The organism is Candidatus Bathyarchaeota archaeon, assembly GCA_023131225.1.
Classification (GTDB): domain Archaea; phylum Thermoproteota; class Bathyarchaeia; order Bathyarchaeales; family SOJC01; genus JAGLZW01.
The window spans coordinates 117,969-139,695 of sequence record JAGLZW010000019.1 but is presented as its reverse complement, the minus strand read 5'-3'; the positions used below and the strand labels follow the sequence as shown (position 1 = coordinate 139,695).

Genomic DNA, 21,727 nt, shown 5'->3' with positions numbered 1-21,727 from the left:
CAGCTTCGAGACCCTTAACGGATATGCCTAAAGAAGGAAGCATATACGTGGAATCAACTACGACTCTAGTCTTCTTCAGAGGTGTACTCCTCCTGCAGCTCCTCAGACTCCCTCTCAAACTCTTCTACTGTGGTCTCAGCCCATTTACGAGCTTGAAGAGCCAGCGTCCACGGATCTTTAACCTTCTCGACGACAAGTCTATCCCCTTCCACACGGAACACAATGGCGTAGCCATCCTGTAAGCCCAAGCGCTTCATCAACTCCTTTGGAGGATACAAGGTTAACCTCTTTCCAACTTTCCCAACTGCCTGCAACAGACATCACCAGTATAAATCAGTTAACATCCGACTAATAAACCTATTAGATTTTCCACAGCCAACGGAGCATGACCAGCTCTCTCTGACTGCCTCAAATCGCAAACCCAATACGTGCGCATTAGGAAACTCTGCCTATCCATCATAACCTACGTTCAGCCCTTGAAGCGCAGATATCCGAAAGCATTTTGTCTTTATGTCTGAACTCAACACGCCCTCTAAACTTCGTCAAAGTCTCTCTATTCCTAAGACTCTTCGCTCTTAATTCTTCGACACTTAAAAATCACCGTTCCCCCACGCGTGTAAGGCTCACCAGGATCAACACATTGAATATACGCATGCTCTCTATCTTCAGGCTTCGACAACCCCAACTCAACAGGATCGGCACCTTTCTCCAGCACCAACACATAATGCAACAGCGAAGAAAGCGCGTGCACACACAAAGCATCAGTCTTTCCCAGAACTATCTCAGGATCATCAATCACTATCCTATCCCCAACCTTATGCACAGGACAGTAGCCACGTATCTCGCAAACCTCTATTTCCAGCACCAAGTCACTCTTCACGCTTTGCGTTGGTTTTTTCGGCAAGCCGCAAAATAGCATACAGCATAATTGCAGTGGACAAGGCAAAGAACCCCATTAACGTGAAGGTCATTGAAGCCAACGCTATGTTCGTAACTATTTGACGCTCCACGGAGTAGATTTGCAGCATCCAAATTCCAAAGAACATACCTACTGCCAACATGATGGTGCCAGGTACACCAAGAAAGACTAGGGGTCTTTCCTCTACAACCAACCTCACAAGAGACCATACAACACTTGCCCCGTGCCTGACCGGATTGCGCGAGGAAGGTTGCTCCACGCCCGAGTAATTGCATTCAAGAGGAACTTCCACGAGGCGTAGCCCTTGCTCCTTGGCTTTAAGCAAAACTTCAACACTCACGCCCATCCCGTTTTCAAGAAGCGACAACTTTTCCAAAGCAGTCCTACTGTACGCCCGACAACCATTCTGAGCATCAGTGACATTGAACTTCGAAGCAGCAGTAGTCAGCTTGGTAATCGCCTTGATGCCCAACCGTCTGTAAAACGGAAGCCCATTGTCACCGTTTTTCTGTGCCCCGTCTAAAAACCTAGAACCTACAACCACATCTGCCTTATCGTCAAGAATTGGTTGAATCATCAACGGGGTTTTGTCAGCATCATGTTGTCCATCACCATCAAGCGTCACTAAAACGTCCGCATCTAACCTTTTCGTTTCCTTAAACAGTGACTGCATAGCAGCTCCGTATCCCTTATTCTTATCATGTCTCACAACAGTAGCTCCAAGCTTTTCAGCAATCTCACCTGTCATATCTGAAGATCCATCATCACAAACCACAACAACATCCGCGTACCTATGAGCATCTAAAACCACCTTCGCAATACTTCTCTCCTCATTATAAGCTGGAATACCAATAACAATCAAAGGCTTCTCATCCAACACCGCGCCTTTTTCAAATTCATCCTTGACTTCTTCCACAGTCACCAATAACTTCTAGCCCCCATACTCAAAAACCGAAATCCTACCAACACTGAAAACCTCCTTAAAGCCTTGAGGAACCTTAAAACCATACCAGCCAATGTCAACATTCCACCACACAAGCCAAAAACGACCATAACCATGCTCAGCCCCCAAACTAACTGCACCAAAAACATCATTCTTAAAAAAGACGACAGTATGCCGCTCATCGAGAGAAAGCCTTGCCCAATTGAACAAAGCATCATGAGCCAAAAAACAAGAATCACCATCCATCCTATTGTCTACCCACTGAAACGCCTCAACAACACCATCAACGTCGCATAAGGGAACTGAATTAGAAAGCATAGTTGTAGGTATATAGACAACAGTGGTGGGCAAGCAAAAAACCCCGCCCTTGCCAAAAAACATTGGCGAAGTCATAAAAACGAAGCCGCAGACCACAGAAACCAACACCAACCTCTTAGCCGCCCTCTTAGAAATTCTCAAAGACCCAAATTGGTGAAGTGACACAGCAACAGGCTTAGCTGAATGCAAAACCTTCACAAAGCCATTAGCCGCATAATAAGTCAACGGAAACACCAACAAAAGCATCCACCGATTCCACAAATCCAAAGCGAAAAAAGGCAGCACCAAGCAACCAAATGCGCCCACACAAAGAAAAATGACCCAAGCATCCACCATTGAATGTCTGAAAAAACCCACAATTGCAAGAGGAAGAATCGCGACGTACAATAACGCAAACAACGAAGCAACAGAGGCTGCCAAATCAAGATAAGTTGGGTATTGCTGAACAGTGTCAACTACGCTAAGGTAGTTTGTGAAGAAATGTAGCAGTCCAGAATAATGCCCCTGACTCTGAAAGATCGTCAAAACATTCGACCGAACAACTCCGTACCTCGGAGAAATTATCGGAAAAACACTTGCGACGAAGACCCCTGCAGCTGGTAAAGTGGCCGCAAGAACTTTCATAGCCGTCCGACCTCTCGCTCTAAGCAGATGTGAAGCTGCAACACCTAAGACAGATACAAACAACAGCACAGAAGCGGACTCGTGACTGAAAACCACCAGAACCGACAAGACACTAAACAACGCCAAGCTTTTCAAGTCGAGTTTATCCTTTAAAATCCAAGGCAACGTGAAAAGTAAAACTCCTAACCCCAGCATGTTCCTGTAAAAGTGCCACGAAATTCCAAGAATAGCAATTTGAAACGAAAACAGCCCAGCCGCAAACAAGCTTTTCCTTGCTGACCAGTTAAAAGCCTTGGTCGCCAGATAATATACGCCGCACACATTTAACCCGAAAAGCAGCGGCATAGCTATCTTTAGCAGAAGAAACGGCTCGATCCTAAACATATCATATACAGGCACCAACAGACCATACAAGAGCCAGCTACTGAAAACTCCGCTCCAATGAACCCACACAACCCCCTCCTCTATCCTCCAAGCATAATAAATCGTGTCAAAGCCAATCGGATACGGATAAGACAACAACTCTGGAATTAACCTCACTCCAAAGCCAAAGAAAAAAGCCAACAAAAAGGCTGTTCTCCCCGAAGGCTGAAAGGAGACAAGCCAACCCTCAGCTTTTCCCAGAAAACTAGTGCTCAATAGACAGAGACCCTCTCAACCAAAACTCTCTTTTCAGTCAGCAGCTCTTGAAGACCCTCTCGAAGATCTTTCTCCGGTACATACCCAAGAAGCCTCCTAGCCTCCGAGTAGTCCCCATGGCTGTGGCGTACATCTCCTTCTCTAGGCTTTTCAAAATCTACCTGCAAATCCTCAACATCTGTGATGTCCGCCATTATCTCTGCAAGCTCCTTAATTCTCACTGCCCTTCCAGAAGCAATGTTAAAAATTCCTCCAGCGTCAGCTCTTGTTAATGTCAACCAGACAGCTCTAGCAACATCCGAAACGTGGATAAAATCTCTTGTTTGAAACCCGTCCCCAAAAATTATCAAAGGTTCTCTCGCCTCCAGACACTTCGCAAAAGCCGTAATCACTCCAGCATACCCATTATAAGCCTGCCCTTGCCCGTAGACGTTAAACAGCCTCAAAGCTACCATGTCCAACTTGCTCCCATAATCCTTAACGCACATTTGCTCCGTCACAAGCTTTGACTCAGCGTAAGGTGAAAGAGGACCAGTCGGATGCACCTCATCAATAGGAAGATATGAAGCCTCCCCATAAACCGCACACGAAGAAGCAAAAACAAACTTCTCTACCCCATTCGACACGCATTGATCCAGCAAAACCTTCGTCCCATAAACATTAACCTCATACGTTCGCTCAGGGTTTAGAACCGAAAAAGGAACACTGACTACCGCCGCCAGATGTACCACCGCATCAACCCCGTGAACAGCCCGTGCAACAACCTTTCCATCCAATATGCTACCCTCCACAAACTCCACATCATCCTTAGCCACATGGTCTTCAATATTCTCCAATAAACCACTAGACAAATCGTCAAGAACCGTTACTTCACAACCTTCCCGAATTAACTTGTCAATCAAGTGACTGCCAATGAACCCAGCCCCACCAGTCACAAGAACCTTCAAATTAACCACTCGAATCATCCAACGCTTGAGAATGCGTACACATGCACGAATAATTCACCGTGACTACACCTGTTCTTGAAGTCTTCCTCCATACCTTCGGCGCCTTGAAAATTATCCTCATCAAAGCCCAAGTTGCCAAGAAAACATGGAACGACCAGTAAACGTATATGAAAGGAATCCAGAGCAAGTCACTTGTTTTTTTGGGTTCTGCGACGTATAACATCGCAATCGCCCCTGCAACAATCGAAACCGTCAACAAACCCCACCCAATCGCACTGATAACAAGAAGAATCGACCTATCTAAGCCCCAGAGAGCAATCGGACCTACTAAATAACTTAGAAGTGACAAAATTAATACAAAGGGTGCAAGAAGCGTAACCTCAGCGTCCAAAGTCTTGAAACTTGGCTTCCTAATCAGCCGCCCATAATTCAGAGCTACTTCCATAGTCCCCCTAAACCATCTTACCCTCTGACGAAACATCTGACCCCAGCTGTGAGGGCTTTCCTGCCAAGACCGAACATCCGGCGCATACCTTATTCGATATCCCTTCAAGGTAAGCCTAGCAGACATCTCAAAATCATCTGAAAGATACTCCTCACGCCAACACCCCACACGCTCCAACACCCCCCTCCGAATAAATTGACAAGTGCCCTTCAAATGGACAAACAGATCTAGAGCATCTCTACCTCTCAAATATGCCTCACACCACGCAGCTTCCTCATAAGAAACAAACTTCGTAAGCATGTTAACATCCGAATTAAGCGTCAACGTTCTACCTTGAAGGGCAGCAATTGCCTCATCCTGAAAATGCTTTGCGGCGTTAAGTAAGGCATCTTGTTCGGGTACATTATCTGCGTCAAACACAGCTATTATATCGCCGCTAGAGATTCTCAATGCTCGATTCAAAGCAGAAGGTTTTCCAGTGGAATCTCCCCCACGAACTATCTTTAACCGCCCACCAAAATCCTTCACACACTTCTCACAAACTTCTGATGTAGCATCAGTTGAACCATCTTCTACCACGATTACTTCAACTTTTTTTCTTGGATAGTTTTGATTTAAGAGAGCACCTAACAGCCGAGGAAGAACAGATTCTTCATTCTTCGCTGGAATAACAACTGAGAACGTAGGAAGATTCTTCTCGAACACCGCCTTTTGCCCAAAAGATTTCTTCTCAGCTCCCTCACGACGGAAACTTCTAATTCCAACTATTAACACGGGTAAGTTGTAAAGTGCCCAAGAATAAACCACGGCAGACAATACAATTAAAAGAACAGTAAACAAACCTTGATCCTCTATACCTTTAGTTTAAGCATTTTGTCCTGTGCACCCGCATACATCATGCCTTAAATAAAGACGGCGTATTCATCGTGGTCACCGCTAAAAATTGGATAAACTCTTTATTACTCATCCATTCTTTGGCGGATTTGTTCCCCCACGACTGGGCAATAAGACTTATTTTTTTAGCGAGTGGCTGACCGACTTCTCTCATCATACGCGTAACACGGCTTTCCAACGCAGTTAACAGCTTCTTTACAATCGATGTTAGAACCTTTGCCAGCAACGTGCTGCGGACATCATCCACAACTTCTATGACTGAGTTAATCAGCCCTCGCTCCATCTTAATCAATGTCTTAAACCACACACGGCGTCGAAACGCCTTAACCCTCAACATGATTAAATCACGTTTCTTTAATGAGCACAGCTTCGAAATCATTCCACAATTCACCTAACTCTTCTAACTCGACACTCCACCAAGTCGCCTTTCTTCAGGCTTAGCGCGTCCCTAACCTCTTTAGGAATAGTCACCCTCCCTTCAACTCGCACATATACTGTAAACACTTTTTCTTCTTCGTTGGCCAAGGACGACAACAACCATGTGTAACGACGTTTTTCTACAATTAATGTAGATGTTTTATTAAGTTTATCTCTAGAACTAAATACTAGAAGAGAATTAAATCCTGTCTAGACAGAACACCCATCATGCACGCATGTATCTGTTCAACACTTAAACCGCTTTGAACCTAAAGCCAAGTCATCTTGAATACGCACACCCTAAATGAGGTGATTCTACATATCGCTTCTCAATTGCAAACGCAGGAAAATGCAAAAATTTAATTTACGAAAGGGTTCGATATACGCTTGCACGAGGAGATGAAGAAGTGAACGTTGAGAAACTAAGCAAACTCCTCCCCTTCTTAATGGTGGACGGCGCAATAATCATAGTCATAATTTTGTCACTACAGCTAGACTGGATCGTAAACAATACACTATATTATTACGGGCTTCAATTCAGCTTAGGCTGGGCGAATATTTACTGGACAACCTTTAGAATGGCACTCGGACTGCTCTGCTTTGCAATAGTTGCCACTACTATAATCGGCTACCTTTCCTACAAAAAATCAAGGAACGAAACAGCAAGAACAGTTTTTGTCTGCAAATCTTGCGGAAACGCCTTAACCAAACTCGGCGGCAACATCAGCGTAAACGAAGCTTTACCGAAATTCAAAGTTCTGAAAAAATGCCCCTTCTGCGACAATAAATTGCTAGAGAAATAAACTGCAAATCGAGCTCGCTTACGAATCAACCGAGAACTAACACTGACTATCAACTACGTCCCGAGGATGCCTCACATCATAGCTCCTAATCTTAAGCACTGGGGACTCACAATATTGGTCAAGAACCTGTATTTCCACTAGATCTTCATGTTGCTCAACCAACTGTTCAGTCAATGCTTCAATTTGCTCAACCTGCTGGATTTCCGGGCGTGGTGAACATTTGTTTCTAAAAATGTAGTAAACCAGCGTGGTTGACGCAACTATATTGAACCAAGACAAACCGACGATAATACCTGAGCTGGCCCAGTAGGGCATAGCCCATCGGTAGCTGAATCGTAATCCAAAATCGTACAAAACCCCGTGAACCAGTTGGTCCATCTGCGCTTGGCTAGCCATCACAAAAAAAGAAGCTACAGCCATAACTATCAGAGCCAAGACAACTACAGATAAGTTGATGCTGATTTTCACGAGTACATCTTCCTGTATCTTCATCGAAGAGAAAAGCCCATAAGCTTTGTGAACTTAGACTACTGTTCTGAAATCTTCGTTTTCAATACTGATTTCTCATTCCGATCTCGAGTTACCTGTTACTGCAAGTATCGCGTTACAGTAGGGACAAACGTTTACCAGCCTCGGCTTTCCAGATTTGAAATCAAACATGCAAAGGGGTTGAGTGAAAACCTTTCCACACTTGTTGCACACCATAGGTAAGGCAGCAATTTGGATACCATCATCTTCCCTTACAAGTTTCTTCTCCTTCACAACTTTAGGCACACTTTTCAACGTAGCTGCAGGGGCAGGAGATAAACGAGGCATAGTAGCCTTCGGGGTAGGCACGATTTTACGACCCAGAATCTCATACACTACCGCAAAAACGTTTATGCACGCAATGCCGCCCACCAACCCAAGGGCTAATCGCAAAAACATCCAATATGGTATTGCCCATTCGTCGCTGAACTGCAAACCATGGCCATACAGTGAAACATTAACTATCCCATCTATTTCAAAAATCAATAAAGCTACAGCAATAGCCAACGCTGCTCCAATAGCATTGACTACTAGAAGGATTTTCGGATTCCATTGAAGTTTCATGTGAATCACTAGCTACTTTGGGGGAAAACGATTAAAACGTTATTATCTTCAAATAAGATGCGAAAATTAATAGTGAAAATCATCTAGATTCCGAATAAAATCCTCTAAATATACTGGTTATTCCTAGACCAGCAGAACATGGTTTTCGAATGTTCATGCGTCGGAACCTAGGCAAACTTGAAGCGTTTTGACACCAAACGTCCCAGAGAAAAAGTCTTAGCCGAAAAACACCTCTGCTATTTCATAAAGCTTTAAATCAACAGTCTTTCGCTTACCAACAACATCCGTGAAAGGAACAGAAACAACCTCATTTCCCTGAAGAGCAACCATCCGCCCAAACCTTCCTTCATGAACAAGGTCAATGGCTGCAATTCCATATCGAGTAGCTAAAACTCTGTCAAAAGCTATAGGAGACCCCCCGCGTTGAATATGCCCAAGAACCACAACCCTCGTCTCAACACCCATCCTCTTCTCAATCTCCCTCCCAAGATAATATCCAATACCGCCAAGTCTAGCATGCCCAAACTCGTCCACACCACTACTGTAAACAATCTCCTTACCCCCCGCAGGCTTCGCACCCTCAGCAGCAACAATTAAACTAAAGTTTCTACCCCGCTTCTGTCTCCGCCTAATATACCCACACACCTTACCAACATCAAAAGGCTTCTCAGGAATCAAAATAGCATCCGCACCCCCAGCAAGCCCAGCCCACAACGCAATCCACCCAGTATGCCTACCCATAACCTCAAGAATTATCACCCGATGATGAGCCTCAGCCGTAGTATGAAGCCTGTCAAGAGCTTCACACGCAATTGAAACTGCCGTATGAAAACCAAAAGTGTAATCAGTCGCAGCCAAATCGTTATCGATCGTCTTGGGAACACCCACACATGGAAGCCCCTTCTCATACATCTTATGCGCCACTCCTAAAGTGTCATCTCCGCCAATAACAACCACCGCGCCAATCCCATGTTTCTCAACGTTCTCCAGAATACGCCGCCACCCATCCTCACGCTTGAAAGGATTAGTCCTCGAAGTCCCCAGAATAGACCCCCCGCGAGGAAGCATCCCTGAAGTTGCCTTCAAATCTAAAGGAACAAAATCACCGTCAACCAAACCTCGCCACCCATCTTTAATTCCAACAGTTTCATAGCCATGCTCCTGAATTGCCTTCCTAACAACAGCCCTAATAACAGCATTAATCCCCGGAGCGTCCCCTCCCCCGCTTAAAACTCCAACCTTCATACATTTCTTCCTCCAACTTCACTGCGCTCTGCCTGAACTCCCGAACAACCGCATCTTACCCTTAACAACCGTCTTCATCGCTTCCTTTGCCGGACCCAAAATCTTCCTCGGATCATACTGCTTAGGAGAAGTAGCCAAGACCTCGCGGACCGCACCAGTGAAAGCCAACCTCAAGTCAGTGTCAATGTTAATCTTTGAAACCCCCAAAGAAACCGCCTTCTTAATATGCTCCTCAGGTATTCCCTTAGCCCCAGCCAATTCTGCTCCATACTTCGTAGCCTTCTCAATTATCCACGAAGGAACACTAGAAGCCCCATGCAAAACCAGTAAAACATCCACTCGCTCCCGAATAGCCTTCAACCTTTCAAAATCCAGTTCCGGCTTCCCCTTGAACTTGTAAGCTCCATGCGAAGTACCAATTGCAACCGCCAAAGCATCCACCCCTGTACGTTCCACAAAATCTTTAGCCGCATCGGGATCTGTCAACACCGCATCCTTCTCCTCAACCGTCGACTCCTCCACACCAGCCAGCCTTCCAAGCTCTGCCTCAACCGCGACTCCGTTCGGATGAGCCAACCCTACAACCGTCTTAGTCATGGCAACGTTCTCTTCAAAACTCAGATGAGACGCATCAATCATCACCGAAGTGAAACCCACATTGATACACTTAGCCACGGTCTCTACATCTTTTCCATGGTCAAGATGTAAGGACATAGGTTGGGGAACGGTTCTCGCCGCGGCTTTCACTATTGAAGCCAAATATTCTAATCCACCATATTTGATAGCGCTCGGAGTTACCGCGACGATGACTGGCGATTTTTCCTCCACCGTTGCTTCAGCAATAGCTAACACTGTTTCAAGGTTGTTTATGTTAAAAGCGCCGACGCCATAACCTCCAGCGGCAGCAACTGACATAATTTCTTTGTTTGTAACAAGCATCTTTTCCACAGAGATACTGTATTGAATTACACCTATTAAAAACAATAACTAGCTAAAAACTGACTATACCCTTTCGCTTGAAACAATAAGGGGTCTTCCTTCGGTCAAGGACCGTGCAATTTTTTTTCTAGCGCTCTGCAGAAATCTCCACACCGTTCCTCTTGAAACCCCCATTCTTGCACCCGCTTCGGCTTGAGAAAGATCCTCCAAGTCAACCAGCCTCAGCGCCTCAACTTCTGCTGGCTCGATTATGATAGGTTGCGGATTTGCTTGGGGAGTTGGAACGAGCCTGTCTACTTTTAGAGGGCTTGCTATAGTGACTGGTTTAGGAAACCTTCCTCTTCTTCCGCGTCTGCGCCTACGTCCCCACGCCATTTCAATCACCTATATGGTAACGCCGCAACTCTTATATATTTCTGTGCATACTCTCATAATCAATAATGTGCATAAACACAAAAATAGAGGTGAAAGAAAAAAAATGCCAAGAGGAGATAGAACAGGACCCTGGGGTTTAGGACCCATGACTGGAAGGGCAGCTGGCTACTGCGCTGGCTACTCAGTTCCTGGATACATGAACCCGATACCGGGCTATGGTAGAGGCTTCGGCAGAGGACGCGGCAGAGGATTCGGTAGAGGATGGGGCAGAGGATTCCGCAGAGGCTTTTTGGGTTACCCACCACAATACCCACCCGCATATCCACCACCACAACAACCTGCATATCCACCACCGCAATACGCTTACCCACCACCAATGTACCCCGCACCACGCCAATCGCCAGAAGATGAACGCGCAGCACTAGAAGACTATAAAAAAAACTTAGAAGCAGAAAGAACAGACCTTGAAAAAGAAATGACCGAAATCGAAGCAAGAATCAAAGAGCTAAAGACAACAGTCGAACAGGGAAAAAAGCAACAGCTAGAACCTTAAAACCATCGAGTTAACCAATAAAACGCTGCGATGCGACAGCCGCAGGTCAATCATCAAAGATGGTCGTACCTAAACTCTTACCCCCTTTATTTGTGCAAACGCACTTATACGAATTAAATGAGGAGAGATGCCCTAGAATGAAAAAGATTAAGATCGCCGTTGCGACGAATAAAAAGGAAGGATTAGAAGATGTTGTTTCACAAGTGTTTGGCAGAGCCAGCACATTCACAATTATAGAAGTTGAAGACAGGGAAATCCAAAAAGTCAAAGTCATTGAGAACCCAGCAGCATCATACAACCACGGAGTGGGACCACTTGTGGTCAAGGAATTAGTTGATCTAAAAACTGATGTGGTAATTGCCCCAGAATTCGGCCCCGGAGCATCAACACTGCTTGAGCACCATAAGATAACCATGATTTCATCAGAACCAAGCACAAAGGTCAAAAACGCCGTTGAAAACGCACTGAAAAAACTCGAAACCAAATAAATCTATTCACTACGTGGAACGTAAATCTTCCCTTTTTAGATAATATTTTTCACCTTTCCTAACTTCAACAGCAACCAAATTCTCACTTACCAATCTCTCAAGAAGATTAGCTACAGTTGAAAGACTGATCCCTAAAGACTTAGAAACGTCAACAACGCTGCAGGGCCTCCTTTCTAAAAGTTCGATGGCCTCCCGCTCTAAAGACTTGTGGAAAAGCCATCTTACATCTTTACCATGCTCATCATAGAAGCCGTAGACTCGCAACTGGTTTCTCTCGAAATGCTTCGCAAGCCCTTCAAACACCAGTTCTACTTCTTCCTGAGACGGAATTTCAACGAAACTTTCAGATGGCGGTCTATAGGGTACCCCCAGCTGCACTTGGTCAGGGTTCACCTTAATTATCGCATCTAACAAAGCTTGCAGAGGCTTACCTTCAACGTTAGTTACTCGATTGTCAACGGAACGCAACAGCATAACCTCCAAAGCCAGAGCGCTCTTTACAGTGTGCTTCACCTTTTCGATGGAACTCATTACCGTCTTAACGTTTAATGCTACATCTACTGGCCTGTTGATGGCATGGAAAGTTGTGTTATCACCTGCGTCCAGCTTCGCCACAACAATATCGAAGGAAGCGAGGTTTTCTCTGACCTTCTCTTTGTAGAAGAGTGACGAGTTTGTGAGAACAGCCAATGGAACGTCGCCAATTCTCTCTTTAACCGTGCCCGCGATTTTGCCAAGCTCCAAATTTAACGTGGGTTCTCCACTTCCAGAAAACGTAACCACATCTATGGTGCTTATGTCTAAGCGTTTCAGAACGTCATCTAAATCCCGTCTAACCGTCTCCGCATCAACAAGTTTTCCTTGTAACACCTTTGGATTAGACACGTGCACACTAGTTTTTCCAAGCTGGCAGTAAACGCAGTTGAAAGTACACTTCTTAGGTGGCAAAACTACGTCTATTCCAAGCGATCTTCCTAGACGCCAAGATGGCACTGGACCGTAGACTGTGGACAATCTGGACCAGTCTCAACCTAGCGTTTACGGGAGAACAGCACGAAAGAAAAGCTACCTATCAAGTGTAAGGCTCTCCTTCAAACATTATCGAGTACACGTTTCCACATTCTCTCTATTTCCCGCGAAACCATGTTTTCAGGCGAAAATACTACGACAGGTTTTTCTGAAACTAAGGCCTTCGTGACAATTGGGTTATAGAGTATTTTCCCAATGACTTCAATCTTGTTCTTTTTGCAGAACTCTTCGATTTTCTGCGTGTTCATTTCATTTATGTCATACTTGTTGATGCACATAAGCGGGAGCACGCCAAAATGAGCTAGAAGCCTTAAAGCACGTTCCATGTCATGAATCCCAGAAACCGTGGGCTCAGTAACAATCACTCCTACATCCACCCCGCTCACTGAAGCAATAGCGGGACAGGCTATGCCAGGCGGGGCATCTATCAGAATCAGATCACAATTTTCTTTTTCGGCAACTTTTCTCGCGTTATCCCTAACTAAAGCAACTAATTTTCCCGAGTTTCCCTCTCCGGGAAACAAAAATGCATGAGATAACGTGCCGTACTCAGTTTTAGATATGAAAGCTTCTCCAGAGACACGTTCCTTGAGGCTTATGGCGTCTTCCGGGCAGACGAGGAGGCAGGTCCCGCAACCTTCACAGTGGATTGGCTCGACTTGAAAGTCTGTTATGGCATTGAACCTGCAAATTTCTTGACATAAGCCGCACTCAACACATTTGCTTGGATCTATTTCTGCCAGTTTCGAACCTTTGAACTCTTGGGTTTCGATAGTTTTGGGGTGAAGCAGCATGTGGAGGTCAGGAGCATCGACGTCACAGTCAACTATCACTGAATTTTGAGCCAAAACGGCGAAGGAAGCTGTAATAGTTGTTTTCCCCGTTCCACCCTTCCCGCTTAAGATAGTTATCTGTTTCAATTGTGTCTGCCCCCTTTTATCTCGTCGAAAAGCTGTCGGAATTTTTCTTTCCATTCCGGCATTTTTAACACGAAAGGCGTTCCTGAAGAATATAGCTCTGCAATTTTTCTTTCGTAAGGGATTTCCAGCAAGATAGGGATTGTTTTCTTCTTGCAGTAAGTGTAGACTTTATTATCCCCAATTCCAGCTTGATTCACAATAACCCCAAACGGAATATGTAACTTCCCTAAAACCTCAACCGCTATTTTCAAGTCATACAACCCAAACGGCGTCGGCTCAGTCACGAGAATACAGTAATCACTGCCATAAACTGCTTCAATCACGGGACAAGACGTGCCTGGAGGAGAATCAACTATCACATCACCATGCTTTGCAACTTGTTCTTTTACCTCTTTTATTATAGGGACCGCCATAGGCTCACCTACAGTAAGCTCGCCATAAACCAACTCAATCCCATTCGCAAATCCTTTCTTTACCGTTCCAATCTTCCGCTTCTTCTCCTTAATCGCATCCCTCGGACAAACAATTACACAGCCACCACACCCATGGCACAGATCTGGAAAAAACATAACCTTCCCACCAGTGACGAAGAGCGCATTGTATTCACAGAATTCGGCACATTTCCCGCAGTAGTCACACTTTCCTTTGTCGATTACAGGAACCCGCACATAAACCGGTTTGGTTTCCTCTATTTTCGGATTCAAAAGTAGATGAACATTAGGTTCCTCAACGTCGCAGTCTAGAAGCTGAACAGCCCCTAGCGATAGAGCCATATTTACGGCTACAGTAGTTTTTCCAGTGCCTCCTTTGCCGCTGGCAATCGAGATTATCATTCGCCTTCCTTCAGAAATGTAAACCAACCATTTTTAAGGGCTTCGTGCTTCGTGGCAACCCTCTGTTAGCTCTTCCAACTTGTTATCACTGTAGGCTGCAATAACGTCCCTAACTGTATTAGCGTTCGCTCGCAAAACTGCCACTCTGACACTTTGATAAATGCTTAAACCTCTTGGGCCCATGCCATAGGTGATTATTACATTGGGCTTAAGCTTTAGAATAAAGTCAGCACGTCGTCCTCCACCGCCAAAATGTTCATCTGCGTTAGGTACGGTTTTGTGGCTTGCCACTTGTCCTTTTTCATCTATCTCTACCACTGCAAAGAATGGTGTCCTGCCAAAGTGTCCGGACAATTGAGCATTTAAACCTGATTCGTCAACTACCGGAATTACGATTCTCACAGTTACTTGATCACACCTCCCTTTCTGAGACTTTCAAGTTTTTTATGTCTTATTCTCTCAAGCTCCTCATTAAACGTTTTCACGCCAAAATTCCACCCTTACTACTGTCGCCTTCCCTGACCTCGTCCTTTACCCATCCCGAAATGACCGCTAACGGTTGGTCCTCCAGTCTTACTCAATTCACCTTTCTTGAATTTTTCAACGCTTTCCCTAACTGTTCCAGAGGCCCCTACAACAATTTCTATTCCCGCTGATGATAGAGTTTGAAAGGCGTTTGGCCCAACGTTTCCAGTGATTAGTACTTTGACGCCTTCACTTGCTATCATCTGAGCTGCCTGAATTCCAGCCCCGCCCATGGCGCCTACAGCCACGTTTGGAATCGCCTTAAATGTCATGGTCTCGGAGTCTACGATTATAAAGTTGGAGCATCTTCCAAATCTTCGGTCTACTTGGGCATCCAGAGTATTTCCAACAGTTGATACAGCTATCTTCATTTATTCACCTCCTCTCCCGAGTCTGCTGGCAGTGTTTTTTCCAATTTCACCTTCTGTTTCAAAAACCTTTCAACTTTGCCAACAATTTCCATAAAAGCCTTGGACGCCTGGGAATCTGGATGTTCAGTTATGAAAGGTACGCCTTTATCTGAATCGTCGCAGATTTGAGGGTCAATTGGAATTGTTCCTAGAAAAGGAATTGCCAAGTCTTTCGCTATTTTTCTCCCTCCGCCAGCTTTGAAAATGTCGGTTTTTTCACCACACTTTGGACAAACAAACCCGCTCATGTTCTCTATAATCCCAATTACGGGAATGTTCAACCTCCTAGCAAAAGTCACTGCCTTTTTGACAACAATCTGAGAGACTTCCGAAGGAATCGTTACAATAACCACGCCGTCCATGCTGGGGAGAAGCTGCATCACGCTAAGAGGTTCGTCACCAGTGCCTGGAGGAAGATCTATAAAAAGGAAGTCAAGTTCCCCCCACACAATGTCAGAGAGAAACTGTTCAATGGCTTTCATTTTAAGTGGGCCCCGCCAAATAACCGGTGTTTCGTCGCTGGGAAGCAGAAAATCCATGGAAACAACTCTTATTCCCAAGGGGGCTATTGCCGGAAGGATGCCCGACGGACCAGCTTCAAGTTTCTGACCTCTTACTCCGAGGATTTTAGGTATGCAGGGTCCAGTGATATCTGCATCCAAGATTCCTACACTGTTGACGTAGCCATGAGTAGCGAAACTCATCGCCAAGTTCACAGTTACTGTGCTCTTGCCTACTCCGCCTTTACCGCTTATCACAGCGATTTTATGCTCAATCTTACTCATCTTGAAGTTGAGCCCTAATTTTTTGTCATTGCTTCTTTTTTTTGGATCAGGGCGGTCTTTGGAATCCGAACATGAGCCACATTTTTCATCGCATTCTTCAGTCATGAATATTCACTTTCTTTGGTTTCTATATTTGTAATTGTTTTTTTATATGTTATTTGGAGAGGCTGTTTAATGCATAAACTATATTAATACTTTTTGTTTAGGAACTAAATCAAGTGTGCACATCTTTGGATGACATCGACCAAAAAATAATCTCACAGCTGCAGCTAAACGGACGGACAACCTTCAAAAAACTAGCAAAAATCATAGGTTTCTCAAGCATGGGAGCAAAGAAACGCGTAGAAAAGCTTCTTGAAAAAAACGTTCTAAAAGTCTCAGCATTAGTCAACATTAAACAATTAGACCTATACGCGGCAATTATATTAATTGAAATAGAAGGGGCGGAAGCCGTGCAAAAACTTCTAGACCGCTTCAAAGAATGCCCCCGCGTAGTCCACATCTTCACGACTTTAGGCGGATACAACATTATCGCCCTCGTAGTGGCGGAAAACCGAGACACTCTTGAAAGCATATCTATGGAGAAATGCTCGCTGAGAAGTAGCAAGGGAATTCGCAGGTCTGAGTTTTACCCCATTGGCAACATCCATTATTCACCATTTCTCCCAATCAGAAAACACCTAGCACGCAAAGAAAGAAAAACCACACCCTGCAAAGTTGACTGCCGCCCCTGCAACAGGTACAAAGCGGAAAAATGCGTTGGATGCCCAGCAACAAGCTACTACAAGGGTAACCTCTAAATAGCATGCCATATCGTCCAGTAAGAAAAAAATTTCAAGCCTTCTATCCATAATCGTGTTTTCAGCATGCATACATTTATAGAAAAAGTTGATGTATACATTCCTTTGATTGTTTGTCACGAATTTTTGGCAGTAGAGGCTTCTGTCCACATAAGATTTTTACGAAGTTATTCTACAGCCTCTATTTCCAATTCAACGGTTATAGGTATTGCTTCTTTGAATATCGCTACTACAGGGCAGTTTGCTTCGGTTCTCCTCCAAGCAGCTTCAAGCAACTGTTTTCTTGCCTTAGCAGAAACGTGAATTTTGAGCTTAACACTACTTAGTTTTGACGAGTCTGCGGGCTTTTCGGCTTCTGCTGTCACTTCAAGGTTTGTAATTTCAATTTTGCTTTGTTTGGCTACGTCTGCAAATATTGTAGCGGCACAGTCCCCCAGCCCCATTATTGCTAGCTCTAACGCTGTTGGTCCAGTATCTTCACCTCTCTTAGCAATCGGTAGATCGCAAACAATGCTGTGAGTTCTAGAGTTGTCAACTATTGTGCGAACATTCTCTATAAGTCGAGTTTTTGTCACGATTTTTGGCATTCTACTTCACCATCAATATTTTCCTCTTCATCGATGAAATCGATGGATGGTTATATACGTTTTTCGGTTTATGAAACATCATAGGTCTATTCTATATATTCTAGGAAATAAAGTATATACCGAATATTTATTTGCATCGCACTCTATATACACTCTAGGTGTACAAAAATGCGTCAAAAAATGGCTTTAGAGAGGAAAATACCGATAAGAATAAACTTTGAAGATATAGAGGCTGAAAAATTCAAAATCGTAAAAAGATACATGGGTCTAAAGCAGAATACAGAAGTCATCAGAGCCTTGATATCAGAAAAATATAACGAAATCAGAATTCTAGAAGAAAAGCGACGTATACAAAGAATCAGAGAAGCTGAAACGCTGGAATGGTTAGAAAAAGCCGAGTACAAATGCCCTATGTGACTTTCCTCAGCGTCTTGGAAACGTCTCCGTGAACCTCTTCTTTTCGGTTTAATAGCCCAGCACACACTTTTCTACAAATCCTAAAAGTTGAAGTTACACTCAAAGAATTGAAAGCCAGGCTTCCACACGTATTCACAAAAGTCCAAGCATAGCTCTATGTGCCCGAGATTCTTGAAGTCTTGCCCATAAAAGAATTTTACTGCTTGAACATTTCGCGCCACGGGCTTGACGCTAAGGAATCTTACTCCTAAATTGCGTGCTACGGAAACAACTGTTTTCACTAATTGTTTTCCTATGCCTTTGCGGCGGTGGGCTTTGCTTACTATAAGCGGTTCTATTTCAGCTTCTTCACCTTTGACAATTAATCCTGCAAGCCCAACTACTTCTGAGCCGTGGATAGCAACCCAAAGTCGGTCCGGCCCAACCTTCGCTAAATGCTCATCAAAATAATCCTCGGGGTGCTCTCCACCAATGGTTGGGTCTTCATAGATCTCGCGATGCCACTCGGTCAGCTCTCTCCATAAACCACGACATTGCTCTCTGTCACCAAGTTGATATTTGCGGACCATAAAATACGGCTTCATCCTTTTACCACATCACAGAGTTCAAATTGTTGTTGCCAATTTAAGCGATTTGCTTTAGCAAGCAGTTGAAGGAAAAATTGGACTAATCTACGCATATATAGTCCTCAAAACGGCTGATGGCCAATGATGGTGCAGAGGGTGGGATTCGAACCCACGAAGGCCTTCGCCATGAGGACCTGAACCTCACCCCTTTGACCTAGCTTGGGAACCCCTGCCTAAACAACTACACATAATTACAATACAGAAAATTAACTCTTACCCAACAACCCACTAAATATGTTCAAGCCTAATAGGACATTCTGGCAAAGGCAAACATACAGTCTTAAAAGCCACAACACACAACCATAAACTATGGACTGGCTCGAAATCCTCACCGAAACCACCCAACATATAAAGGCAACAGTCACACCGCTAATTAAAACCCCCATCGCTGAAAAAACCTACGGCACAGGAGCAGGTGGCGACTTAAAAAAGCACATCGATCTCCAAGCCGAAAAAGCACTAATAGAAACACTAAACGAACACAACCTAGACTTCACCCTCATCAGCGAAGAAACAGGCACAAAATGTTATGGTTCAAAGCCCACCTATTACGTCACAACAGACCCCATAGACGGAACCACCAACACCCTAAGAGGCATACCCTTCGCCTGCACCAGCATCGCCATCAGCAAAACCCCCCACCTCGACGCCATTCAAGCAGCCGTAGTTGCAGACCTCTTTCACGACGCGACTTACCTAGCCCAAAAAAACCTCGGCGCTTACCGCAACTACCAAAAAATCACTCCAGCACAAACAGCCAACCTAACCGGAGCCCTCATAGGTTTAGATATTAACACCTACAAAGTCCCGGAACTGTCAGCAAAACTCAACCAACTCTTAACACAAACCAAGCACACCCGTCATCTCGGAGCCAACGCATTGGAACTCTGCTACGTAGCCGACGGCACCACGGACGCCTTCATTGACATCCGAGGCAAACTGCGCACCACAGACATAGCTGCAGCCACTCTCATCATACAAGAAGCAGGCGGCATTATCACCACTCCCCAAAACACACCCCTAAAAAACCCGCTAAGCCCCACAGAAAAAGTAGCTTTCATCGCCGCAGGAAACACTAGCCTTCACCAAACCATACTAAAAACCCTCGAAAAGGCATAATCTCAAATGATAACACCTGTAAAAGACTATCCAGCCCTCCTCCACAAACAAAAACAACACAAAACCCTCATCATCGCAGATCTTCACCTAGGCTGGGAAATAAACCTCGCAAAAAAAGGCATCCACATCCCGTCACAAATGCCAAAAGTCCTTCAAAAACTCCTTCAACTGATGAACAAAACAAAACCAAACACCCTCATAATCCTAGGAGACGTAAAACACAGCATAGTAAAAGCAGAGCCAAGCGAATGGCGAGACATACCTGAATTCTTCAAAACCATAAAAACCAGGGTCAACGACATCCAAGTCATCCGCGGAAACCACGACGGAAACCTTGAACCACTACTCCCTCCAACCGTACAACTACACCCCTCAACAGGCATAACCCTAAACACAACAGGACTTTTCCACGGACACACATGGCCAGCTAAAAAACTCCTAAACTGCAACACCCTCATAATGGGCCACGCCCACCCGACAGTTGCCTTCCGCGACTTCCTCGGATTCCGAATAACAACGCCAGTTTGGATAAAAGCCAAATGCAACACCGAAAAGCTGGCAAGCGCATACTTAAAAGGCAAACATATCAAAACAAACACTAACCCCACTGCAATCATCCAAAAAAAATTCAGCAAAAAACCCAGAGTTAAGCAGCTAATCATAATGCCGTGCTTCAACGACTTCCTCGGAGGACGCCCTATCAACAAAAAGCGCGAGCGCAAAAGTTACATTAGCCCGATTCTCCGCTCCGAAGCAATAAACAGAGATAAAGCAGAAGTATACATGCTCGATGGAACATTCCTAGGAACAATAAAACAACTCAAAGCGTTAAACTAGACGCTGCAAAGGAAAAAATCTTATTAGATTCGTTCTCCAGTTTTACACAGAGGTGAAAAAATTTGTCTTGGGACGAAGATTTTGAAAGATGGTTTAGAAGAAAAATGCGACGACCATCCTCCAGTGGATGGTTCTTTGAAGATATAGATGAAATGCTTCGCGATATTGAAGAAATGATGAACAAAGAACTAAAAGAATTCACTTCTCGCATACCAAAAGGCTATGTGAGAGAACGCAAATTGCCAGATGGAAGAAAAATCCGCGAATTAGGCCCCTTCGTATACGGCTACTCCATGACAATCGGCCCCAACGGAAAACCAGTAATAAGAGAATTTGGGAACATCCAACCCAGCAGGCATGGACCAACGATAAAAGAAGAACGTGAACCTCTAGTCGACATAGTAAACACAGATGGCGAGGTAAAAGTAGTTGCTGAACTGCCAGGAGTAAACAAAAAAGACATAAAGCTCCACGTTTTGGACAACATACTAACGATTTCTGTTAACACGCCAGATCACAAATACTACAAAGAAATAAAGCTGCCGACTGAAGTCAAACCAAAAAACGCAAAGACATCCTATAAAAACGGCGTGTTAGAAGTAACGTTGCAAAAAACTGAAAAGCGCAAAGCACAGGGAAAATCCATCAGAATTGAGTAAGCCACCTTTTTCTTACCTTTCTTGTTCGCAGCCACCCTTTTATGCAATTCTTATTAATACTAATCACGGCGAACCACTTGGCAAAAACCTCAGAGCTTGATATACTTCAGCAAATCTGCAAAAAAGCAGCAACTGGAAAACTAATTAATGAGGCTGACTTGAACAAACTCTCCAGTGCCTTCGGCCAACGTTTCGCAAAAGCTTGGGAAACGGTCAAAGACAAACGCGTAAAAAAATATGCTTTCAAACCCAGCAACCGCATCGTCTGGATCGTTGTAGGAAAAGAACGGGACTATCTAATAATGCCTGCAGTTGATTTTTGCACATGTGACGATTTCTACTTCCGAGTAATGGATAGACAGATACATTTATGTTACCATCTAATAGCGCAGAAGCTGGCTGAAACATTAGAAAGCTATGACCCGTATGAAGAAGAAGATGGGCTTTATAGCGTGTTAATGAAGGAATGGAAAAAGGCGATAGCTTAAATAACCAATTGTGTTAACTATGAAAAAGGAGAAAATCCATATTGGGCATAG

30 protein-coding genes and 1 tRNA gene are annotated in these 21,727 nt (G+C 44.4%); 9 read left to right on the top strand and 22 right to left on the bottom strand.

Features of this window, described 5'->3' with window-relative positions:
- Window positions 1-65 precede the first annotated feature (65 nt).
- The 8 genes from KAU88_05515 to KAU88_05480 form a co-directional block, all read right to left on the bottom strand.
- Window positions 66-257 (bottom strand): hypothetical protein, encoded by a 192-nt coding sequence (locus tag KAU88_05515; GenBank protein MCK4477967.1) that lies wholly within the window; start codon window positions 255-257, stop codon window positions 66-68.
- A gap of 302 nt (window positions 258-559) precedes the next feature.
- Complete coding sequence (locus tag KAU88_05510; protein ID MCK4477966.1) at window positions 560-919, bottom strand: TIGR04076 family protein; 360 nt, start codon at window positions 917-919, stop codon at window positions 560-562.
- Window positions 870-1,781: a glycosyltransferase family 2 protein gene (locus KAU88_05505; protein MCK4477965.1), complete on the bottom strand. Its 912-nt coding sequence runs from the start codon at window positions 1,779-1,781 to the stop codon at window positions 870-872. Before KAU88_05505 ends, KAU88_05510 begins: the two co-directional genes overlap by 50 nt.
- Before the next feature lie 69 nt (window positions 1,782-1,850).
- Entirely contained in the window at window positions 1,851-3,443 is a 1,593-nt protein-coding gene (locus KAU88_05500) for a hypothetical protein (GenBank protein ID MCK4477964.1), read from the bottom strand.
- Window positions 3,440-4,399, bottom strand: a complete 960-nt coding sequence (locus tag KAU88_05495; protein MCK4477963.1) for an NAD-dependent epimerase/dehydratase family protein — start codon at window positions 4,397-4,399, stop codon at window positions 3,440-3,442. Before KAU88_05495 ends, KAU88_05500 begins: the two co-directional genes overlap by 4 nt.
- Complete coding sequence (locus tag KAU88_05490; GenBank protein MCK4477962.1) at window positions 4,392-5,675, bottom strand: glycosyltransferase family 2 protein; 1,284 nt, start codon at window positions 5,673-5,675, stop codon at window positions 4,392-4,394. The genes KAU88_05495 and KAU88_05490 overlap by 8 nt, the downstream gene beginning before the upstream one ends.
- Window positions 5,676-5,730: 55 nt before the next feature.
- Window positions 5,731-6,108, bottom strand: coding sequence for a hypothetical protein (locus KAU88_05485; GenBank protein ID MCK4477961.1), 378 nt, complete (start codon window positions 6,106-6,108; stop codon window positions 5,731-5,733).
- Between the two features lie 8 nt (window positions 6,109-6,116).
- Window positions 6,117-6,254: an AbrB/MazE/SpoVT family DNA-binding domain-containing protein gene (locus KAU88_05480; protein MCK4477960.1), complete on the bottom strand. Its 138-nt coding sequence runs from the start codon at window positions 6,252-6,254 to the stop codon at window positions 6,117-6,119.
- Window positions 6,255-6,553: 299 nt separating this feature from the next.
- Between KAU88_05480 and KAU88_05475 the strand changes: the two genes are divergently transcribed.
- Window positions 6,554-6,949 carry a hypothetical protein gene (locus KAU88_05475; protein ID MCK4477959.1) on the top strand — a complete coding sequence of 132 codons (396 nt, stop codon included), beginning with the start codon at window positions 6,554-6,556 and terminating at the stop codon, window positions 6,947-6,949.
- Window positions 6,950-6,985: 36 nt separating this feature from the next.
- Here the strand turns inward: KAU88_05475 and KAU88_05470 are convergent, their stop codons facing one another.
- From KAU88_05470 to KAU88_05450, 5 genes are all read right to left on the bottom strand, one after another.
- Window positions 6,986-7,441, bottom strand: coding sequence for a hypothetical protein (locus tag KAU88_05470; GenBank protein MCK4477958.1), 456 nt, complete (start codon window positions 7,439-7,441; stop codon window positions 6,986-6,988).
- Window positions 7,442-7,513: 72 nt separating this feature from the next.
- Entirely contained in the window at window positions 7,514-8,041 is a 528-nt protein-coding gene (locus tag KAU88_05465) for a hypothetical protein (GenBank protein ID MCK4477957.1), read from the bottom strand.
- A 216-nt stretch (window positions 8,042-8,257) separates the two neighbouring features.
- On the bottom strand, window positions 8,258-9,286 hold the full coding sequence (locus KAU88_05460) for a 6-phosphofructokinase (GenBank protein MCK4477956.1): 1,029 nt from the start codon (window positions 9,284-9,286) through the stop codon (window positions 8,258-8,260).
- An 18-nt stretch (window positions 9,287-9,304) separates the two neighbouring features.
- Window positions 9,305-10,225 (bottom strand): class II fructose-1,6-bisphosphate aldolase, encoded by a 921-nt coding sequence (gene fba, locus KAU88_05455; protein MCK4477955.1) that lies wholly within the window; start codon window positions 10,223-10,225, stop codon window positions 9,305-9,307.
- Window positions 10,226-10,288: 63 nt separating this feature from the next.
- Complete coding sequence (locus KAU88_05450) at window positions 10,289-10,600, bottom strand: DUF134 domain-containing protein (protein ID MCK4477954.1); 312 nt, start codon at window positions 10,598-10,600, stop codon at window positions 10,289-10,291.
- A gap of 103 nt (window positions 10,601-10,703) precedes the next feature.
- On the opposite strand from KAU88_05450, the gene KAU88_05445 reads away from it, so the two are divergent.
- Window positions 10,704-11,153 (top strand): DUF5320 family protein, encoded by a 450-nt coding sequence (locus KAU88_05445; GenBank protein ID MCK4477953.1) that lies wholly within the window; start codon window positions 10,704-10,706, stop codon window positions 11,151-11,153.
- Window positions 11,154-11,290: 137 nt separating this feature from the next.
- Window positions 11,291-11,641: a NifB/NifX family molybdenum-iron cluster-binding protein gene (locus KAU88_05440; protein MCK4477952.1), complete on the top strand. Its 351-nt coding sequence runs from the start codon at window positions 11,291-11,293 to the stop codon at window positions 11,639-11,641.
- Between the two features lie 9 nt (window positions 11,642-11,650).
- Here the strand turns inward: KAU88_05440 and KAU88_05435 are convergent, their stop codons facing one another.
- The 6 genes from KAU88_05435 to KAU88_05410 form a co-directional block, all read right to left on the bottom strand.
- Window positions 11,651-12,655, bottom strand: coding sequence for a radical SAM protein (locus KAU88_05435; GenBank protein MCK4477951.1), 1,005 nt, complete (start codon window positions 12,653-12,655; stop codon window positions 11,651-11,653).
- 77 nt (window positions 12,656-12,732) lie between these two features.
- The gene (locus KAU88_05430; protein MCK4477950.1) at window positions 12,733-13,590 is read right to left on the bottom strand and encodes a 4Fe-4S binding protein; all 858 of its coding nucleotides are present in this window, start codon (window positions 13,588-13,590) and stop codon (window positions 12,733-12,735) included.
- The gene (locus KAU88_05425) at window positions 13,587-14,423 is read right to left on the bottom strand and encodes an ATP-binding protein (protein ID MCK4477949.1); all 837 of its coding nucleotides are present in this window, start codon (window positions 14,421-14,423) and stop codon (window positions 13,587-13,589) included. The genes KAU88_05430 and KAU88_05425 overlap by 4 nt, the downstream gene beginning before the upstream one ends.
- A gap of 33 nt (window positions 14,424-14,456) precedes the next feature.
- The gene (locus KAU88_05420) at window positions 14,457-14,825 is read right to left on the bottom strand and encodes a NifB/NifX family molybdenum-iron cluster-binding protein (GenBank protein MCK4477948.1); all 369 of its coding nucleotides are present in this window, start codon (window positions 14,823-14,825) and stop codon (window positions 14,457-14,459) included.
- Window positions 14,826-14,926: 101 nt separating this feature from the next.
- Window positions 14,927-15,319 carry a NifB/NifX family molybdenum-iron cluster-binding protein gene (locus KAU88_05415; GenBank protein MCK4477947.1) on the bottom strand — a complete coding sequence of 131 codons (393 nt, stop codon included), beginning with the start codon at window positions 15,317-15,319 and terminating at the stop codon, window positions 14,927-14,929.
- Entirely contained in the window at window positions 15,316-16,248 is a 933-nt protein-coding gene (locus tag KAU88_05410; protein ID MCK4477946.1) for an Mrp/NBP35 family ATP-binding protein, read from the bottom strand. Before KAU88_05410 ends, KAU88_05415 begins: the two co-directional genes overlap by 4 nt.
- Before the next feature lie 125 nt (window positions 16,249-16,373).
- Between KAU88_05410 and KAU88_05405 the strand changes: the two genes are divergently transcribed.
- Window positions 16,374-16,943, top strand: coding sequence for a winged helix-turn-helix transcriptional regulator (locus KAU88_05405; GenBank protein MCK4477945.1), 570 nt, complete (start codon window positions 16,374-16,376; stop codon window positions 16,941-16,943).
- Window positions 16,944-17,110: 167 nt separating this feature from the next.
- Here the strand turns inward: KAU88_05405 and KAU88_05400 are convergent, their stop codons facing one another.
- Complete coding sequence (locus KAU88_05400) at window positions 17,111-17,530, bottom strand: OsmC family protein (protein MCK4477944.1); 420 nt, start codon at window positions 17,528-17,530, stop codon at window positions 17,111-17,113.
- A 168-nt stretch (window positions 17,531-17,698) separates the two neighbouring features.
- Between KAU88_05400 and KAU88_05395 the strand changes: the two genes are divergently transcribed.
- Complete coding sequence (locus tag KAU88_05395) at window positions 17,699-17,947, top strand: hypothetical protein (protein ID MCK4477943.1); 249 nt, start codon at window positions 17,699-17,701, stop codon at window positions 17,945-17,947.
- A gap of 80 nt (window positions 17,948-18,027) precedes the next feature.
- On the opposite strand, the gene KAU88_05390 is transcribed toward KAU88_05395, so the two are convergent.
- Entirely contained in the window at window positions 18,028-18,531 is a 504-nt protein-coding gene (locus KAU88_05390; protein ID MCK4477942.1) for a GNAT family N-acetyltransferase, read from the bottom strand.
- Between the two features lie 127 nt (window positions 18,532-18,658).
- Window positions 18,659-18,746, bottom strand: a tRNA-Leu gene (locus KAU88_05385).
- A gap of 136 nt (window positions 18,747-18,882) precedes the next feature.
- Between KAU88_05385 and KAU88_05380 the strand changes: the two genes are divergently transcribed.
- From KAU88_05380 to KAU88_05365, 4 genes are all read left to right on the top strand, one after another.
- A complete protein-coding gene (locus KAU88_05380) occupies window positions 18,883-19,692 on the top strand; it encodes a hypothetical protein (GenBank protein ID MCK4477941.1) in 810 nt (269 codons plus the stop codon).
- Window positions 19,693-19,698: 6 nt separating this feature from the next.
- A complete protein-coding gene (locus tag KAU88_05375) occupies window positions 19,699-20,529 on the top strand; it encodes a metallophosphoesterase (protein ID MCK4477940.1) in 831 nt (276 codons plus the stop codon).
- Window positions 20,530-20,591: 62 nt separating this feature from the next.
- The gene (locus KAU88_05370; GenBank protein MCK4477939.1) at window positions 20,592-21,188 is read left to right on the top strand and encodes an Hsp20/alpha crystallin family protein; all 597 of its coding nucleotides are present in this window, start codon (window positions 20,592-20,594) and stop codon (window positions 21,186-21,188) included.
- A 41-nt stretch (window positions 21,189-21,229) separates the two neighbouring features.
- Window positions 21,230-21,676: a hypothetical protein gene (locus KAU88_05365; GenBank protein MCK4477938.1), complete on the top strand. Its 447-nt coding sequence runs from the start codon at window positions 21,230-21,232 to the stop codon at window positions 21,674-21,676.
- Window positions 21,677-21,727 lie beyond the last annotated feature (51 nt).

Excerpts from the sequence above, each read along its gene's own strand:
- KAU88_05400 (MCK4477944.1), bottom strand. The coding sequence starts at position 17,530 with ATGCCAAAAATCGTGACAAAAACTCGACTTATAGAGAATGTTCGCACA.
- KAU88_05410 (MCK4477946.1), bottom strand. The coding sequence starts at position 16,248 with ATGACTGAAGAATGCGATGAAAAATGTGGCTCATGTTCGGATTCCAAA.
- KAU88_05365 (MCK4477938.1), top strand. The coding sequence starts at position 21,230 with ATGCAATTCTTATTAATACTAATCACGGCGAACCACTTGGCAAAAACC.
- KAU88_05470 (MCK4477958.1), bottom strand. The coding sequence starts at position 7,441 with ATGAAGATACAGGAAGATGTACTCGTGAAAATCAGCATCAACTTATCT.
- KAU88_05465 (MCK4477957.1), bottom strand. The coding sequence starts at position 8,041 with ATGAAACTTCAATGGAATCCGAAAATCCTTCTAGTAGTCAATGCTATT.
- KAU88_05515 (MCK4477967.1), bottom strand. The coding sequence starts at position 257 with ATGAAGCGCTTGGGCTTACAGGATGGCTACGCCATTGTGTTCCGTGTG.
- KAU88_05395 (MCK4477943.1), top strand. The coding sequence starts at position 17,699 with ATGCGTCAAAAAATGGCTTTAGAGAGGAAAATACCGATAAGAATAAAC.
- fba (MCK4477955.1), bottom strand. The coding sequence starts at position 10,225 with ATGCTTGTTACAAACAAAGAAATTATGTCAGTTGCTGCCGCTGGAGGT.
- KAU88_05510 (MCK4477966.1), bottom strand. The coding sequence starts at position 919 with ATGCTATTTTGCGGCTTGCCGAAAAAACCAACGCAAAGCGTGAAGAGT.
- KAU88_05375 (MCK4477940.1), top strand. The coding sequence starts at position 19,699 with ATGATAACACCTGTAAAAGACTATCCAGCCCTCCTCCACAAACAAAAA.
- KAU88_05425 (MCK4477949.1), bottom strand. The coding sequence starts at position 14,423 with ATGATAATCTCGATTGCCAGCGGCAAAGGAGGCACTGGAAAAACTACT.
- KAU88_05450 (MCK4477954.1), bottom strand. The coding sequence starts at position 10,600 with ATGGCGTGGGGACGTAGGCGCAGACGCGGAAGAAGAGGAAGGTTTCCT.
- KAU88_05380 (MCK4477941.1), top strand. The coding sequence starts at position 18,883 with ATGGACTGGCTCGAAATCCTCACCGAAACCACCCAACATATAAAGGCA.
- KAU88_05415 (MCK4477947.1), bottom strand. The coding sequence starts at position 15,319 with ATGAAGATAGCTGTATCAACTGTTGGAAATACTCTGGATGCCCAAGTA.
- KAU88_05485 (MCK4477961.1), bottom strand. The coding sequence starts at position 6,108 with ATGATTTCGAAGCTGTGCTCATTAAAGAAACGTGATTTAATCATGTTG.
- KAU88_05440 (MCK4477952.1), top strand. The coding sequence starts at position 11,291 with ATGAAAAAGATTAAGATCGCCGTTGCGACGAATAAAAAGGAAGGATTA.
- KAU88_05445 (MCK4477953.1), top strand. The coding sequence starts at position 10,704 with ATGCCAAGAGGAGATAGAACAGGACCCTGGGGTTTAGGACCCATGACT.
- KAU88_05390 (MCK4477942.1), bottom strand. The coding sequence starts at position 18,531 with ATGAAGCCGTATTTTATGGTCCGCAAATATCAACTTGGTGACAGAGAG.
- KAU88_05460 (MCK4477956.1), bottom strand. The coding sequence starts at position 9,286 with ATGAAGGTTGGAGTTTTAAGCGGGGGAGGGGACGCTCCGGGGATTAAT.